17 protein-coding genes are annotated in these 14816 nt (G+C 41.3%); 1 reads left to right on the top strand and 16 read right to left on the bottom strand.

Annotated features, from left to right (window positions below; genetic code table 11):
- Positions 1 to 314: 314 nt before the first annotated feature.
- From AAV98_RS14790 to accB, 8 genes are all read right to left on the bottom strand, one after another.
- A complete protein-coding gene (locus AAV98_RS14790; RefSeq protein ID WP_060666368.1) occupies positions 315 to 1199 on the bottom strand; it encodes a polyprenyl synthetase family protein in 885 nt (294 codons plus the stop codon).
- Positions 1200 to 1211: 12 nt separating this feature from the next.
- Positions 1212 to 1448: an exodeoxyribonuclease VII small subunit gene (locus tag AAV98_RS14795; protein ID WP_060666321.1), complete on the bottom strand. Its 237-nt coding sequence runs from the start codon at positions 1446 to 1448 to the stop codon at positions 1212 to 1214.
- Positions 1441 to 2796, bottom strand: a complete 1356-nt coding sequence (gene xseA / locus AAV98_RS14800) for an exodeoxyribonuclease VII large subunit (protein ID WP_060666322.1) — start codon at positions 2794 to 2796, stop codon at positions 1441 to 1443. The genes AAV98_RS14795 and xseA overlap by 8 nt, the downstream gene beginning before the upstream one ends.
- Before the next feature lie 84 nt (positions 2797 to 2880).
- The gene (gene folD, locus AAV98_RS14805) at positions 2881 to 3756 is read right to left on the bottom strand and encodes a bifunctional methylenetetrahydrofolate dehydrogenase/methenyltetrahydrofolate cyclohydrolase FolD (RefSeq protein WP_060666323.1); all 876 of its coding nucleotides are present in this window, start codon (positions 3754 to 3756) and stop codon (positions 2881 to 2883) included.
- Between the two features lie 27 nt (positions 3757 to 3783).
- Positions 3784 to 4185, bottom strand: a complete 402-nt coding sequence (gene nusB, locus AAV98_RS14810) for a transcription antitermination factor NusB (RefSeq protein WP_060666324.1) — start codon at positions 4183 to 4185, stop codon at positions 3784 to 3786.
- A gap of 378 nt (positions 4186 to 4563) precedes the next feature.
- On the bottom strand, positions 4564 to 4968 hold the full coding sequence (locus tag AAV98_RS14815; protein ID WP_060666325.1) for an Asp23/Gls24 family envelope stress response protein: 405 nt from the start codon (positions 4966 to 4968) through the stop codon (positions 4564 to 4566).
- 21 nt (positions 4969 to 4989) lie between these two features.
- On the bottom strand, positions 4990 to 6342 hold the full coding sequence (gene accC / locus AAV98_RS14820; protein ID WP_060666326.1) for an acetyl-CoA carboxylase biotin carboxylase subunit: 1353 nt from the start codon (positions 6340 to 6342) through the stop codon (positions 4990 to 4992).
- Positions 6343 to 6358: 16 nt separating this feature from the next.
- A complete protein-coding gene (gene accB, locus AAV98_RS14825; protein WP_060666327.1) occupies positions 6359 to 6874 on the bottom strand; it encodes an acetyl-CoA carboxylase biotin carboxyl carrier protein in 516 nt (171 codons plus the stop codon).
- Between the two features lie 1217 nt (positions 6875 to 8091).
- Between accB and AAV98_RS14830 the strand changes: the two genes are divergently transcribed.
- Positions 8092 to 9069, top strand: coding sequence for a nuclease-related domain-containing protein (locus AAV98_RS14830; RefSeq protein WP_060666328.1), 978 nt, complete (start codon positions 8092 to 8094; stop codon positions 9067 to 9069).
- 65 nt (positions 9070 to 9134) lie between these two features.
- Here the strand turns inward: AAV98_RS14830 and AAV98_RS14835 are convergent, their stop codons facing one another.
- The 8 genes from AAV98_RS14835 to spoIIIAA form a co-directional block, all read right to left on the bottom strand.
- Positions 9135 to 9788 (bottom strand): SpoIIIAH-like family protein, encoded by a 654-nt coding sequence (locus AAV98_RS14835; RefSeq protein WP_060666329.1) that lies wholly within the window; start codon positions 9786 to 9788, stop codon positions 9135 to 9137.
- Positions 9789 to 9791: 3 nt separating this feature from the next.
- Entirely contained in the window at positions 9792 to 10460 is a 669-nt protein-coding gene (gene spoIIIAG / locus AAV98_RS14840; protein WP_060666330.1) for a stage III sporulation protein AG, read from the bottom strand.
- A gap of 6 nt (positions 10461 to 10466) precedes the next feature.
- Positions 10467 to 11090 carry a stage III sporulation protein AF gene (spoIIIAF, locus tag AAV98_RS14845; protein ID WP_060666331.1) on the bottom strand — a complete coding sequence of 208 codons (624 nt, stop codon included), beginning with the start codon at positions 11088 to 11090 and terminating at the stop codon, positions 10467 to 10469.
- Positions 11091 to 11102: 12 nt separating this feature from the next.
- A complete protein-coding gene (gene spoIIIAE / locus AAV98_RS14850; RefSeq protein ID WP_060666332.1) occupies positions 11103 to 12275 on the bottom strand; it encodes a stage III sporulation protein AE in 1173 nt (390 codons plus the stop codon).
- 27 nt (positions 12276 to 12302) lie between these two features.
- Positions 12303 to 12692, bottom strand: a complete 390-nt coding sequence (gene spoIIIAD / locus AAV98_RS14855) for a stage III sporulation protein AD (RefSeq protein WP_082380912.1) — start codon at positions 12690 to 12692, stop codon at positions 12303 to 12305.
- 16 nt (positions 12693 to 12708) lie between these two features.
- Positions 12709 to 12912: a stage III sporulation protein AC gene (gene spoIIIAC / locus AAV98_RS14860; RefSeq protein WP_060666334.1), complete on the bottom strand. Its 204-nt coding sequence runs from the start codon at positions 12910 to 12912 to the stop codon at positions 12709 to 12711.
- Positions 12913 to 13371: 459 nt separating this feature from the next.
- Positions 13372 to 13887 carry a stage III sporulation protein SpoIIIAB gene (gene spoIIIAB, locus AAV98_RS14865; protein ID WP_060666335.1) on the bottom strand — a complete coding sequence of 172 codons (516 nt, stop codon included), beginning with the start codon at positions 13885 to 13887 and terminating at the stop codon, positions 13372 to 13374.
- Positions 13884 to 14816: a stage III sporulation protein AA gene (spoIIIAA, locus tag AAV98_RS14870; protein ID WP_060666336.1), complete on the bottom strand. Its 933-nt coding sequence runs from the start codon at positions 14814 to 14816 to the stop codon at positions 13884 to 13886. The genes spoIIIAB and spoIIIAA overlap by 4 nt, the downstream gene beginning before the upstream one ends.

The raw sequence follows: 14816 nt of genomic DNA on the forward strand, positions 1-14816 counted from the left end.
GATATAATACAGGTTTATCACCATTCCACTACTTGCTCCCCTAGGGGATTAACAAGCGTAAGAATGGGCCTCCACGGAAGTAGGGTCTTCGCCCACATGCCATTGTGGATCGCCCTACTACCTTAACTCCCAGCATCAACCCAAGGCTGGGCGCCTCAAGCCGACACAAGGAACTTCATCGATGTGCCCTTTAGCGGATTTTTAGGCCCGCCTTCAGAAAAGGTGGACTGACTAGAATACTGCACCACTCATTTGTACCTTATACTATACCACAAAAAGAGGAAATGCTCAATTTTCACTGCTACTTTTGTCGATTAGTGGTCCCTTTTGGCAATTAGATCGCAAAGTTGTACCAAAAGATCCGATTCTAACGGAATGTCTGCTAGAATTTGCTTCGCCTCCGTAATATGATATTCTAACTTTTCTTTTGCACCATCCATCGTTAGTAGTGAGGGATAGGTCACTTTTTCGTTAAGGGTATCTGATCCTACAGGCTTGCCAATTTTAGATGCATCCCCTTCAATATCAAGAATGTCATCCCTGATTTGGAATGCAAGGCCTAAGTGATCGGCAAAATGCTCTAACTTGGCAATTTGCTCTTCTGTTGCATCCCCGAGTATTGCACCAGCAACTATGCTATAGCCCAGAAGTTTTCCTGTTTTGTTTCTATGTATATATTCAAGGTCTTGAAGTGAAAGTAGTTTTCCTTCTCCTTCCATATCCGCAACCTGTCCTCCAACCATTCCTCTTGGTCCGGAGGCTTTGGCTAATTCCTTCATGAGGGTGACGACTTTCATTGGCTGGACGTCCAGATTTAAAAGGTCCTCCATCACCTCAAAGCTATGAGTGAGCAAGGCATCACCAGCCAGTATTGCCATCGCTTCACCATACACTTTATGATTAGTAGGTTTTCCGCGTCTGAAGTCATCATCATCCATACTCGGAAGATCATCGTGCACTAGAGAATACGTGTGTATCATCTCCACTGCACAAGCTACAGGCATTCCCAATTCTTCCGATTTTCCGAAAGAATTTAATGTTGCAAGCACTAATAAAGGTCTTAATCTCTTTCCGCCTGCCTTTAGTGAATAATTCATGGATTCCAGTAAAACTTCTGGTGCTTCAACAGAATTCATATAGGAATAGAGAGCATCCTCTACCAATTTCTTTCTATCTTTCATAAAAGTTTGTAAATCCATCAGCTGTGACAATTAAGCTTCATCCTCCTGTACTTGGAATGACTCCAATTCGCCATTTTCTTTTAAAATCTGCTCCATCTCTTCTTCTACATGAGAAAGTTTATCATGACAGAGCTTGGACAATTTCATCCCTTCTTTGTAAAAAGAGATGGCCTCTTCTAATGGAACATCTCCTTCTTCAAGTTTTTCTACAATGTTCTCCAGATCTTTCATTGCTTCTTCAAATGTAACTTCCTTTTTTTCACTCATTTCCTTTTCGCTCCTTCACTTTTTGTACTTCACATTCTAACCGGCCATCTTGAAGGTGAACTTGAATGGTATCTCCTTTTGCTGCCTGATCCACCTTTTTTATTATAGTGCCATCATCCTGGTATGCTAGGCTGTAACCCCTGTTCATGATTTTAAGAGGACTTAAAGCATCCATCTTAGAAAGTTTATGTTGAAATTCCCATTGTTTCTTTTGAAGTGTTTGTTGCATCTGCCTCGTTAGCAACTTCGTCTGTTGTTCAAGTGTAAGTTTATCTGCTTCCCATTGCTTTTTAGGATGGTTTCTAGCAAGCCTTCCCGCAAGTTGCTCCCACTTATCATGCTTGCGTTCCGCCAATCGTTTCATCGCCATTTCTAAATTATCCATGGTTCGGTCCAGGTCTTGTTGCTTTTGCGCATATAAGTTCTTCGGAAACCTGAATGCATATGATTTTTGTAAAGCTGTCAATCTGTCCTTGTAATGTTGCATTAACTTGTTGGAAGCTCTGTGTAATCGGAATTTACGGTCAGAAAGCCTCTCCATTAATTCGTTTATATGCGGAACAGCCAATTCTGCCGCTGCAGTCGGTGTAGGTGCACGCATGTCCGCTACGAAATCAGCTATGGTAAAGTCTGTTTCATGACCAACTGCTGAAATGATAGGTAGCTTTGACGCAAAAATTTCTCTAGCTACGACTTCTTCATTAAACGCCCATAATTCTTCAATCGAACCTCCACCACGGCCAACAATAAGTACATCAAGGTCAGGAAGTATGTTGGCGGTTTGTATAGCCTTAACGATAGATGGCGCGGCATTCACACCTTGTACTAAAGCAGGAATAACAAGTATTTTCGTTAATGGATATCTCCTTTTCAACGTGGTGATGATGTCTCTGACAGCAGCACCTGTTGGGGAGGTAATTACTCCTACAGCACGAGGATATTTAGGTAGGTTCTTTTTGTATTCAGGTGAAAACAGCCCTTCCTGTGAAAGCTTCTTTTTCAGCTCTTCATAAGCTAAAAACAGACTACCCACGCCATCAGGCTGCATTTCTTTTATGTACATCTGATAGGACCCATTTGCCTCATAGACCGTTATTTCACCACGAACAAGGACCTTCATCCCTTCTTGCGGTTTAAAGGCAAGGTTGCGGTTCTGCCCCGCAAACATGACTACTTGGAGTCGAGCGTTTTGGTCTTTTAGGGTGAAGTACATATGCCCTCTGCTATGTTGCTTGAAATTGGAAATCTCCCCTTTCAGCCAAACATCTTGCAAATGAGGGTCCACATCAAACTTTCTTTTAATGTATTTTGTTAAAGCAGTAACCGTTAAGTACCTGCGTTCACTCATAATCGTTAACTCCTTTTTGAAGCATGGTGATACGAAAAAAAGACGGAAGAACATTAAGTCCCATCCATCTTCTAAGATATCATATTACCTGGAAAACGTCTTGTTTTCACAGGCTTCATTTTGTGCTGATAGTAACGTATTGTGAAGCAACATCGTAATCGTCATCGGACCGACCCCTCCAGGAACAGGTGTGATATAGCTCGCTTTTTCTTTCACAGAATCAAAATCCACATCTCCACACAGTTTACCTGTCTCTAGTCTGTTAACCCCAACATCAATTACAATCGCCCCATCCTTCACGTATTGAGGACCAATTAGTTTAGCACGACCAACTGCAGCGATTAAAATATCGGCTTGTTTGGTAATGGAAGCTAAATCCTTTGTACGAGAATGACAGTAAGTAACAGTAGCATCCTCTTTTAGAAGCAATTGCCCTACTGGCTTCCCTACGATATTACTTCTTCCAATAACCACAACATGCTTACCAGAAATAGAAACGTCAAGTGACTTAATCATTTCCACAATTCCATATGGCGTACAAGGGAGGAATGATTTCTGGTCAATCATCATTCTACCGATATTTACTGGATGAAACCCGTCCACATCTTTATTAGGGGAAATATGTTCAATAACAGCCAGTTCATCTATATGATCAGGCAAAGGTAATTGCACCAGAATGCCATGCACAGAAGCATCACCGTTAAAATGAGTGATTCTTTGCAGCAATTCTTCTTGCGTAATGGAACTTGGGTATTTTTCTAAAATGCTATTAATCCCAGCTTCTTCACAAGCTTTCTGTTTGGCTCGAACATAGGATTGAGAAGCAGGGTCTTGCCCCACTAAAATGACAGCCAAGCTTGGTTGAATATTCTTTTCCGTATGTAGCTCAGAAACCTTTTCTTTAATAAAAGCTCTCTTTTCCTTTGCAAGATCTTTACCTGATACGATAACTGCTGACATGAATAGCTCCCCCTTTTATGCTACTACTTATGCATTATTTTCAATGGTAGTTTTTACTTTAGATAGGACTGCGTTGATAAATCCGCTCGATTTGTCATCTCCAAATGTTTTAGCAAGTTCAATCGCTTCATTCATGCTGACATTAACGGGAATTTCTTCGACAAACATCATTTCAAAAACAGTCATACGAAGAATGGTGCGGTCCACTGTTCCAAGTCGTTCAAGGGACCACTTCTCCAAATGGGATTTCAACGTGGAATCGATTTCTTCCTGATGCTCTTTCGTGCCTAACACGATACTGCTTAGGAAATCATCCGGTTTTTCCCCTTCTTCTAATACATTTATAATTGCTTCATCAGGCGCAATATCACTTAAATCCATTTGAAAAATGGCTTGAAGCGCCTTTTCTCTTGATTCACTACGTTTCATTGTTCGATCTCCTTATCGTGCCTTACTAGTATAAAAAGATAATAGCACATTTTTATAAAAAAACACATGTTTTTCATTCGTTTTCTAACTAAATTACATACAAACTGATTATGTTTTCTTTAAATGTTCGGAATTAACCGTTTTCACATTTGCTCTTGGGGGAGCTCAAAAGGTGTCATTCTTCTATTTAATGATGTCAGTTTCATCTTTACCGAGATACATCTCTACTATACTTTTCACTAAAGTCCTGTTAAAAGTAGCGACTAAAATTGTACCTAATTATGTGAGGGAACACAAGGGAAACTTGGCATAGTAACTTTCCCGAACAAAAAAATTGTAGACACCCATCTAATGAGAGTGCCTACAAAGTTGGTATTATTAAATTTCTTGCTCTACTTCCACTTCATTCTTTTGTGCTTCAAATTGTACGCCGACAACATGAATATTAACTTCTGTAATTTCCAAAGCAGTCATATTCAACAATGCTTGACGAATGTTGTCTTGTACTTTTTGTGCAACTGTAGGGATGGAAATACCAAACTGCATCACACAGAATACATCCACTTTAATGCCTTCTTCAGAAAGATCGACTTTTACGCCTTTACCGTGGTTCTTTTTCCCAAGTCTCTCGACCACACCAGCTGCAAAGTTACCGCGCATCGCCATAACACCTTCCACTTCAGAAGCAGCAATTCCGGCAATAACTTCGATGACTTCAGGTGCAATTTCAACCTTGCCAAGTGAGTTGTTGTTTTCCATTTCCAATAGGTTTCTTTCGGTCATAATTAACCCTCCTAATAATAGTTAAGAATTCATGACATCATATTTCTCAAGAAATTTCGTATTAAAATCCCCATCTTTGAACTTTTCGTGATCCATTAATTTTAGATGGAAAGGAATCGTAGTATGAACGCCTTCAATAATAAATTCGCTTAACGCACGTTTCATTCGTGAAACAGCTTCTTCACGAGTTGCTCCATATGTGATTAGCTTTGCCACCATAGAATCGTAAAATGGCGGTATGCTGTATCCAGGATAAACTGCGGAGTCTACCCGAACACCAAGGCCTCCTGGCGGTAGGTACATCTCAATCTTCCCTGGGGAAGGCATAAAGTTCTTTTCAGGATTTTCAGCATTGATACGGCACTCAATCGACCAGCCGTTGAAAACAACATCTTCTTGCTTGAGAGATAATGTTTCACCAGATGCAACCCGAATCATTTCCTTAATTAGATCCACCCCTGTCACCATTTCCGTAACAGGATGCTCTACTTGGATACGGGTGTTCATTTCCATGAAGTAGAATTTTCTATCTTGATAGTCATAAATAAATTCTATCGTACCTGCACCCATATAGTCCACTGCTTCAGCAGCTTTTACTGCCGCTTCACCCATTTGAGCACGAATTTCTTCATCAAGGACAGGTGAAGGTGTTTCTTCTACAAGCTTCTGAAGACGGCGCTGGATGGAACAATCACGCTCACCAAGGTGAATCGTATTGCCATGACCATCTGCCATTACTTGAATTTCTACGTGACGGAAGTCCTCGATGAATTTTTCCAAATACACACCTGGATTACCGAAAGCAGTAGCCGCTTCCTGTTGGGTGATAGAGATACCTTTTTTCAGTTCCTCTTCGTTTCTGGCTACACGGATACCTTTACCGCCACCGCCTGCCGTAGCTTTAATGATAACAGGATACCCAATATCGTTGGCAATAGATATACCGTCGTTAATATTCTCGATAATCCCTTGGGACCCGGGGACAATCGGTACACCAGCTTTACGCATTGTTTCACGCGCCACATCTTTCGTTCCCATCTTGCTGATTGCTTCTGGACTTGGTCCAATAAATGTAATGTTACATTCACGGCAAAGCTCAGCAAAATCAGCATTCTCTGCAAGGAATCCGTACCCAGGGTGAATAGCATCTGACGCCGTAAGTTTTGCCACGCTAATGATGTTGGTGAAATTAAGATAACTGTCTTTTGACGTTTTTGGTCCTACACAATATGCTTCATCTGCCAACTGTACATGAAGGGATTCTTTATCCGCTTCCGAATAAACAGCCACAGTCTCAATATTCATTTCTTTACATGCACGAATAATACGTACGGCAATTTCTCCTCTATTGGCAATCAATACTTTTTTTATCATGAGTGTCGCCCCCTCCTTATATTGTTTTTACAAGGAATAAAGGTTGACCATATTCTACTAATTGGCCATTATCAACCAAAACCTCGACAATTTCGCCTTTGACTTCTGCTTCAATCTCATTGAACAGTTTCATTGCTTCTACGATACAAACAACTGAGTTTTCACCGACTTTACTGCCTTCCTGTACATATGCCGCTTGATCAGGTGATGGAGAAGCATAGAAAGTCCCTACCATCGGTGATGTAATTTTATGTAGGTTCGGATCTTCTTGTTTTGGTGCCGCTGTTTCTTGTTTTGCTTCCGCTGCAGGTGTTTGAGCTTGCTGAGCTGGAGCTTGTGCCATTGGTGCTGCCTGAGGTGCTTGTTGCTGTACTGCTTGTGGTGCTGGCGCAGCTAATTGCGTGCTCACGACAGTTTGCTCCGCATGTTTCTTCATTTTAATTTTGGAACCTTCATTTTCATACGTGAATTCATCTATATTGGATTGGTCAATCAACTTAATAATTTCTCTAATTTCTTGAATCTTTAACATATTTCGTTCACTCCTCGGTCCTATTGATGATTAGTTGCTGCATTGGTGTTGCTTGCTGTTGCTTAGATGTTGCTATGTACATTTTTTACAAAATAGTTCATATTCATCATACGATACAAGCTTCCGAAATTCAACTAAAAATAGTAATAGATATTATTACCTAGTGCTAAGTTTGGTTGATTGGCGAATTTAGGGTGCTGGTAGCGGTGGTGATTTGATGAAAACGCTTTAGTTATTATTATAGGGGATTTTGGTTGTGGTGGATAGGGGGTTCTCGGCGATATAGCTTGGATGGGAGTGGTAGTTTGAAAGGTTGTCCGAAGTACTGCGTCTAATTGTCCGAACACATGTCCAATTCAGGACTGAAGTGTCCGAAGTTTGGAGTAATTTGTCCGAACAATTTTTAGGATCTAAATAATGCGTTTAATTCTTGGATTTTTCGTTGATTACCGACAAAAGTTAAGCAACATGCTGTCACCACCGTGTGATTTTTTGCTAAATGTCCGAAGTTTTCCGGAAGTTGTCCGAAGTTTCCTGAAAGTTGGCCGAAGTTTTGGCGTAGTTGGCCGAAGTTTCAGAAAAGTTGACCGAACCAATTTTTCAAATGACCGAACACCACGAATTCTTGTCCGAACCACTAGACTTATTTGTCCGAACGCCCTTCTAATTTAGGACTAAAATGTCCGAAGTCACGAATAACTTGTCCGAACCACTTTTTACACGCTCAAAGAGAGCTGTTTTCTAAAGTTTTTCAGATATTTCAAAGTCATTTTCCTTAAAAATCAAGCATCAACCTTTGCCCACCTGTGTGATTTTCGCTAAATGTCCGAAGTTTTTCGGAAATTGACCGAAGATTCACTAAAGTTGACCGAAGTTTTCGCATAGTTGACCGAAGTTTCAGGAAAGTTGACCGAAGCAATTTTTCAATTGACCGAACCCCACAAATTATTGTCCGAACGCACACACCTAAGTGTCCGAACGCCCAAGTAATTTGTCCGAACCATTTTACACACCCCAACACCCCCTCATTTCTTAAGTTTTTCCCGTGAATACCAGACAACTTTGTACCAAAAGTTCAAAAGATTAATTTGCTAAAAGCTTTCTAATAAAACCCACCCCATACAAAAGATTCCCAGAAAATTTGACAAGTTTTGCAGGAAAAACATACCTCAATGTCAAAAACAATAACATCTCAAAGAAAAAGGAGCTGCATGCCTATGATCATATTGAAAGAACGTGAAATGTCTTTGAAAATTAAAGTATTAGAGGCTTTAAGTCGACGCCTGCCCCCTTCCAACCATATGTTGCTGAGGATAAAATCAGATCTTGGAAAAAACATAGCTGGTTTTAAAGGAGAAGAGTCGCTTCATTACTACTTGGACTTGTTACCCGAAGTAGAAGGGGAATTTTATGTCTTACAAGATATAAGGCTACCTTATAAAGGACATCACTTTCAAATTGACACACTTCTGATCTTCCCAACTTTTATCCTCATACTAGATGCGAAGTATATGAAAGGCACCCTCGAGTTTGATCCTGCTTTCCAACAACTCATTCAAAAATTCACCGAAAACGAAGTGGATAAAACTATTACTTACTCCGATCCCATTATCCAAGTGCAGACCCAACTCACTAAATTCAAAACATGGTTAAAAGACTATAAAATTCAGCCTGGCCCCATTGAAAGTTTAGTAGTCATTGCGAACTCAAGGGCAGAGATTAAATGTATTTCACACCCCAACCTCGTTAAGAACATGGTAGTTCGCAATACAGGGGTTGAATTAAAGGTGGCAGAGTTCATGAAAAAACACACAAAAGTAAAATTGGACGCTAAAGGGGTTCGTAAACTAAGCTCCCTCATAATAAAGAAGAACGAGCCCGTCACTTTTATAGATTTGGAAAAAGATTATGGAGTATCTCCAGATTGTATACTAAAAGGTGTACAGTGCCAAAAATGTCTCCATATAGGTTGCGAGAGAATATTTGGTTCTTGGTTGTGTCAAAAATGTAACAACACTTGCAAGGAGGCACATATCAAGCTACTTCAGGATTATAGGCTGTTGATCAGACCTACTATCACAGTTTCCGAGTTTCAGAAAATAACTGGAATTAAAAACGAACGAACTGCCAGACGTTTATTGCTTTCATCAGATCTATCGTACTCAGGTAACACCAGTCAAAGAGTCTATTTTTAATAAACCAAAACAAAAAAACCGAAGCCCCCTCACTTCCAGGGCTTCGGTATCTTGCCTATCTTATATTATTCGCCGCCTTCTTCCGTTACTGGTGGGAAGTCAAATGCGATATCTTCGTTACGTACATCTTTGAATTCTTGGCGTACCATGTGGTAGATGTCGTTTGCCATTTGTGGTGAGTGAGCGGCTGTTTTGACTGTTATTCGGATTTTGCCGTCTGTCACACGGACAAGCGCATCATCTACATCCTTATGGGAACGGATGGTGGACTCTAAGATTAGTTCTTTTTCAGAGATTTGTGCAAGTTCATTGTATTGGTCAACTGCTTTGGAGATTTCTTCTGCCGGTAGATCTGTACTTGCCATCATTTCTTTTAATTCAGCACGATGAGCGCTGCGAAGGTTTTCCAGTTCATAGCGCATTTCTGCCAGTGTCTCGTCAGAAGAGATATATTTTACTACAGCACTGCCATCTTCCTCAGTAGCTTCTTCGCCTTTAACGCCTTCCGCATTTTCAGTTCCTTCTTCTTCATCAGTACCAGCAGCTTCGCCTTCTTCACCACCGTGGTTTTCAGCGGATTCCGTGGCTGCTGGTTGTTCTGTTGCGTCATTTGCCAGTTGTTCACCGGCTTGTTGATCACCGATAAAGTAGTAAGCAGATAGGACAAAAACGAGACTTAACATCGTTAGTAACCATACGGTTTGTTTTTTTAATAACATGGATTATTCCCCCTCGGATTTTTTTGGAAGTACTGCTACTTTGTGCTGTGGTACGTCTAGCACTCTGGTGACAGCATCCAAAATCATTTGTTTTACATGTATATTTTCAGCGCCCTTTGCTACAATCAGAACTCCGCGTATGACCGGTTTTTTAGTTTCGGATACGACCGGAATTTCTTGTTCATTTTTCCTGATGACGAGGACTTGTTCTTCTTCTGAAGAATCAGTGACATCGCGTTTCCCACCTTGCTGGTCAGTTTCGACCGTTGTTTGCTGTGAGGTGGTTTTGTTTGTCTGAAAGACTTTCTTTTCGGAGGCATCGATATTTACAACGACAGATACGTCATTTACTCCGGTGATTGCCTCAAGTGCATCTTTCAGTTGATTTTCGAAGCTTGCCTCATAATCAGAGATTGTAGAAGGTGCGTTGGCATCGTCATTTTGTCCAAATACTGGTTCATCTTTCGGTTGTTCCTGCTTCATGGCTGGCAGAACCCCTCCGCCAGGAGAAGTTGCACTGTCTCCTCCAAAGAATAAATTTCCAAATAAGATGAAACCTACACCAAGGACGAGTATAACCGTCATGTATTGATATTTTGCTTTTTTATCTTTTGACTGATTGGTAAGCAGAGATTTTAGCCATGGAATGAATGCTTGGTTTTTCTTTTCCACCTTGTACTAATCCCCCCCTTCGACTGCTACTGAAATATTGGTTGGTTGTAGTTGCCAACGATCTGCTAGGAAATTTGCTATTTTACCTTCTTCTTTTGAGGAAGGTGCTGGTTCCTTTTGTCTGGAGGTGTCAATTTGAACAGGTTTTACAACTTGAATGGCTGTCTCGTCTTCCGATTGTTCCAGTAGAATCACAACGGATTCTATATTTTCTTCAATAGGTAATTCGGTAAGCTGGTCCTCATTTTTCACGACAACTTGCAAGTCTTTCACAGTTACACCATAGCTTTCTCTCAACTCCTCCTCCACATCTTCTTTCATTAGGACAGCCGCTTTATTTAAAATGTATGCAGCATGGGAGGCTTGTATTTCTTTTTTCTTCATTTCTATTAAATTTTCTGTGTTTTCTTTTGATGTGTAGGAAGAATGCGTGGTCATTTTTGCAAAAAGTTCATCCATATCTGTGGAAAGGAGCTTCAGGATGGGGGTGAGAATGACGACAATCAGTAGAAGTCCAATCACTAGTTTCGTATACTTTTGCATGGAAGAATTCGGAAGTAACATTTCTACTACCGTTGCTAAAAGAATAAATAGGATGATACTGGTGATCCATTCTGTTAAGTAACTCATTAACTCTCCCCCTTACCTGACCATCACGGTAATATTTCCTGCTGCTATGATGACCGTGATGCTTAAGAAGAACATAAAGGAGACAATAGCCAGGGCAGCAAAAATGTAGATGATGCTTTTGCTGATAATATCAAGACATTTTATGACGGTACCGCCACCAAGTGGTTGAAGAAGCGCCGCGGCAAGTTTATAAATAATCGCAATTGACAGGATTTTAACCGCCGGGAATGCTGCTAATAAAATCAAAGTGGCCACTCCAAGAATCCCGACTGTATTTTTTAACAACACTGAAGCAGTAATCACGGTATCTGTAGCGTCTGTAAACATTCTGCCGATTACAGGAATAAAGTTTCCGGTCACAAATTTGGCGGTACGTATGGCGATTCCATCTGTCACCGCTGCAGTTGCACCTTGGACAGAGATTACACCAAGAAATACGGTTAAATAGATTCCTAGAATTCCGATGCTTACATTTCGGAGTAACTGTGCAAGTTGGGTTACTTTGTAATGTTCACTTAGCGTACTGACAATGCTTAAGATGGCTGAAAGAAACAAGAGTGGAAGCACGACATATTGAATAAGCAGGCCGCTGGTATTCATTAAAAATAAAATGATAGGATGAAAAAATGCTGCCGATACCAATCCACCTGATGAAGCAATTAGCGCAATGAGGAGTGGCACTAAGGCGATGATGAACCCTGTCATGGCGGTTATTGCTTCTAGTGTGTATGAGATAACGATATGAAAACTGTTGAGGGCGATGATGATCAGAACCATGAAGACAACACTATAGGCGACTTTACTGACTGTTTTTTGCTCAAAGGCATTTTGAAGCGTTTGTAGGAACATGCTGAAGATGGTGAGTAAGATCAGACTGCCAAGCAGTTTTCCGTTCGCCAGGAGTTCATGGAATAAATATTTGAGGAAGCCTTTTGACCATTCTTCCAATGAAAAGGACTTGTCCCCTTTTACAAATTCCATGAACGAGCCTTTTTGGCTTTCTGGCAAAAATCCGCCGTACTCTTCCATCACTTCTTCCCAGTACACCTTAATTTCCTCCACATCAATTCCTTCTATTTGTTCTGTTACCAATTCTGACGGCGAAGAGGGTGAGGCTTGTACTATTTCAAATGGAATAAACAATAGGATCAACATGGCTGCAATGATTGCGAGAATGAGTTTCATTGATATGCTCCCCTCTGAAGGTTCATTTTAAGAAGGAATGAGATTAATGATGGTTTCGATGATGACGGTTAAAATAGGAATGGCCATTGCCAAAATTAATATCTTTCCGGCCAATTCGATTTTGGATGCGATGGCTCCTTGGCCGGCGTCCTTTGTGATTTGTGCACCAAATTCTGCGATATAGGCAATGCCCACAATCTTCAGAATGGTTTCAACATAGATTAAATTGACATTGGCATTAATCGCAATCCTCTCTAGCATTCTAATAACATCAAACACTTGCTCTACTAAAAATAAGAAAATCGCACAGCCGACAAATACGACTAGCATAAAGGCAAATGTCGGTTTTTGCTCTTTTACTACTAATGCAAGAAAGGTGGCGATTAAGCCAAGACCTACTATTTGGAGAATCTCGATAGGTCAACACCCCTTATCATTGGAACAGGAATACCGATTTTATCTTCTTGAATAGATCGTCGACGATGCTTGCTACCATAAAAAGAATGTAGATGAATCCGAGTAGGGTTACCCAGTGTGCGTATTCTTCTTTGCCGAGTTGTTTTAGTACGGTGTGCAGGAAGGCTACGACGATGCCGATGCCGGCGATTTTAAATATTACGTCTACTTCAATGCCCATGGACGCTCCTCCTATTTTTTACGGTTTGCTTTTGGGGATTTCTCTTAAGTTTAGTCGTTAATTTCCGCAGCAGCGGCTCGCTTTCCACTGGCGGTCCGGAAGCCTTCTCCGCTTTCGCCGAGGCCACTGAAAAATTCATTGATTTTAGAATTTATTTATTTAGCTATCGCTGTTGATTTCCGCAAAAGGCTTCGCTTTCCTAGGGGCGCTGCTGGAGCCTCCTCGGCTACGCCTGCGGGGTCTCCACCTAGCGCTATCTCCCTCAGGAGTCTTCGCCTTTTGCTTCAATCAACAGCTAGGAATAAATAAAAATTTTACGTTATCAGTTTTTCAGTGGCCTCGCTTTCGCCTGCGGGGACTCAACATAGTCGCTACTCCCCCGCTGGAGTCTCCGTCATTTGCTCCAATCCACGGCTAGAAAACCTCAAGTATATACAGTACTTTCTATTTCTCGTCCTGCTAAATCAATAAAATCACCAGCAGTAATCCTGATAGGACTCCGAGGCTTTTGACCATTCTTTCGTAGCGGTTTTGTTTGTCGCGGGCTTCTAGTTCTTCGCGTTCAAGGTGGGTTAGTGCCAGTTGGATGTGCTTTTGTTGGGTATAGCGATCGTGTTGGCCAAGTGTTTCGCCGAATTGTTTCATAATTTCGAGTTCGGCCGTTTTATATGCGGTGTTTTTCCAAACATCATCTAAGCTTTCTTGCCAGGCTTCTTTTACTGTAAGACTTGCTTTATCTAATTTATGGGCGAAGCTTTCAAAAAACCATGAAAGTGGTTTTTCCAATTGCTTGGAGATGTTTTTGGTCGCATCCGCAAGTGGAGTGTGACCATACATGATTTCAGCTTCAAGCGATTGCAAGGCCACCTTTAATTGTCTAAGTTGTCTTGGCCTTTCTGTCAGGTGCCTTGCTGCTTCAAAACCTGCCCAGGAAGTTGCCACGAGAATTAAAACTGCTCCAACTAATTTGATCATCTTCTCACACCCTCTTCCCGGAAGATCTCTTCCCCCACCTCATTAACTATTCTCTTAATGGAGCCTGGTCCATTGGATCTGGTCAGTTCCACGAACCGTTTAACTGCCTGGTATGATAAAATTTCCCTAAGACTAGGTCTGCTTTTTAATTCATCAAAAGAAAAAGCATGAACCGACATGAGAAGCCCCACTCCTGCATGGACGGCTTCCATCACTGCCTCGCTGTCTTCCATTCTTCCTATCTCATCCACGACGATGACATCAGGGCTCATGGAGCGAATCATCATCATCATTCCTTCTGCCTTTGGACAGCCATCGAGCACGTCAACCCTTTGTCCCAAGTCATGCTGAGGAATTCCATGTACACAACCAGCAATCTCAGAACGTTCGTCTACAATTCCCACTTTGCATGATGCCACTCGCTTTTCCTCACAGCCTGAGCTCATCATCCTTGCCAGGTCCCTTAATAATGTTGTCTTCCCGGTTTGTGGAGGTCCAATTACCATTGTGCTCAACCATCTACCTTTTTCGTAAAGAAATGGCAGTAGGGGTTCAGCAACTCCAATTTTTTGCTTAGCAATACGAATATTAAACGAGGAGACGTCGCGGATAGCCTTAACCTTTCCCTCTTCTGTAATCACTTTTCCAGCTAGTCCGACACGATGACCCCCATTAATAGTGATATATCCACGTTTGAGCTCCTCTTCCAGTGCATAGATGGAATGCTTGCTAATTTTGTTCAAAATGTGAATGGCGTCTGTTGGTGTCACTGTATACGATGGAAAAAAAGGTTTCCCTTCAATTATCAATTCCAAGGGTCGATTTACCCGGACTCTTATTTCTTCCATCCTGTTCAGTAAAGGTGGGGAAAGAGAATCAATTACACTGGTTATTTCATTGGGTAAAACGGTCTTAATACTTGCAAGCAT

The organism is Bacillus sp. CHD6a, from assembly GCF_001293645.1.
GTDB lineage: Bacteria > Bacillota > Bacilli > Bacillales > Bacillaceae_I > Sutcliffiella_A.

Bases quoted from the DNA above. Each gene is read 5' to 3' on its own strand.
- AAV98_RS14790 (WP_060666368.1), bottom strand. From the start codon at position 1,199: ATGGATTTACAAACTTTTATGAAAGATAGAAAGAAATTGGTAGAGGAT.
- AAV98_RS14795 (WP_060666321.1), bottom strand. From the start codon at position 1,448: ATGAGTGAAAAAAAGGAAGTTACATTTGAAGAAGCAATGAAAGATCTG.
- xseA (WP_060666322.1), bottom strand. From the start codon at position 2,796: ATGAGTGAACGCAGGTACTTAACGGTTACTGCTTTAACAAAATACATT.
- folD (WP_060666323.1), bottom strand. From the start codon at position 3,756: ATGTCAGCAGTTATCGTATCAGGTAAAGATCTTGCAAAGGAAAAGAGA.
- nusB (WP_060666324.1), bottom strand. From the start codon at position 4,185: ATGAAACGTAGTGAATCAAGAGAAAAGGCGCTTCAAGCCATTTTTCAA.
- AAV98_RS14815 (WP_060666325.1), bottom strand. From the start codon at position 4,968: ATGACCGAAAGAAACCTATTGGAAATGGAAAACAACAACTCACTTGGC.
- accC (WP_060666326.1), bottom strand. From the start codon at position 6,342: ATGATAAAAAAAGTATTGATTGCCAATAGAGGAGAAATTGCCGTACGT.
- accB (WP_060666327.1), bottom strand. From the start codon at position 6,874: ATGTTAAAGATTCAAGAAATTAGAGAAATTATTAAGTTGATTGACCAA.
- AAV98_RS14830 (WP_060666328.1), top strand. From the start codon at position 8,092: ATGATCATATTGAAAGAACGTGAAATGTCTTTGAAAATTAAAGTATTA.
- AAV98_RS14835 (WP_060666329.1), bottom strand. From the start codon at position 9,788: ATGTTATTAAAAAAACAAACCGTATGGTTACTAACGATGTTAAGTCTC.
- spoIIIAF (WP_060666331.1), bottom strand. From the start codon at position 11,090: ATGAGTTACTTAACAGAATGGATCACCAGTATCATCCTATTTATTCTT.
- spoIIIAE (WP_060666332.1), bottom strand. From the start codon at position 12,275: ATGAAACTCATTCTCGCAATCATTGCAGCCATGTTGATCCTATTGTTT.
- spoIIIAC (WP_060666334.1), bottom strand. From the start codon at position 12,912: ATGGGCATTGAAGTAGACGTAATATTTAAAATCGCCGGCATCGGCATC.
- spoIIIAB (WP_060666335.1), bottom strand. From the start codon at position 13,887: ATGATCAAATTAGTTGGAGCAGTTTTAATTCTCGTGGCAACTTCCTGG.
- spoIIIAA (WP_060666336.1), bottom strand. From the start codon at position 14,816: ATGCTTGCAAGTATTAAGACCGTTTTACCCAATGAAATAACCAGTGTA.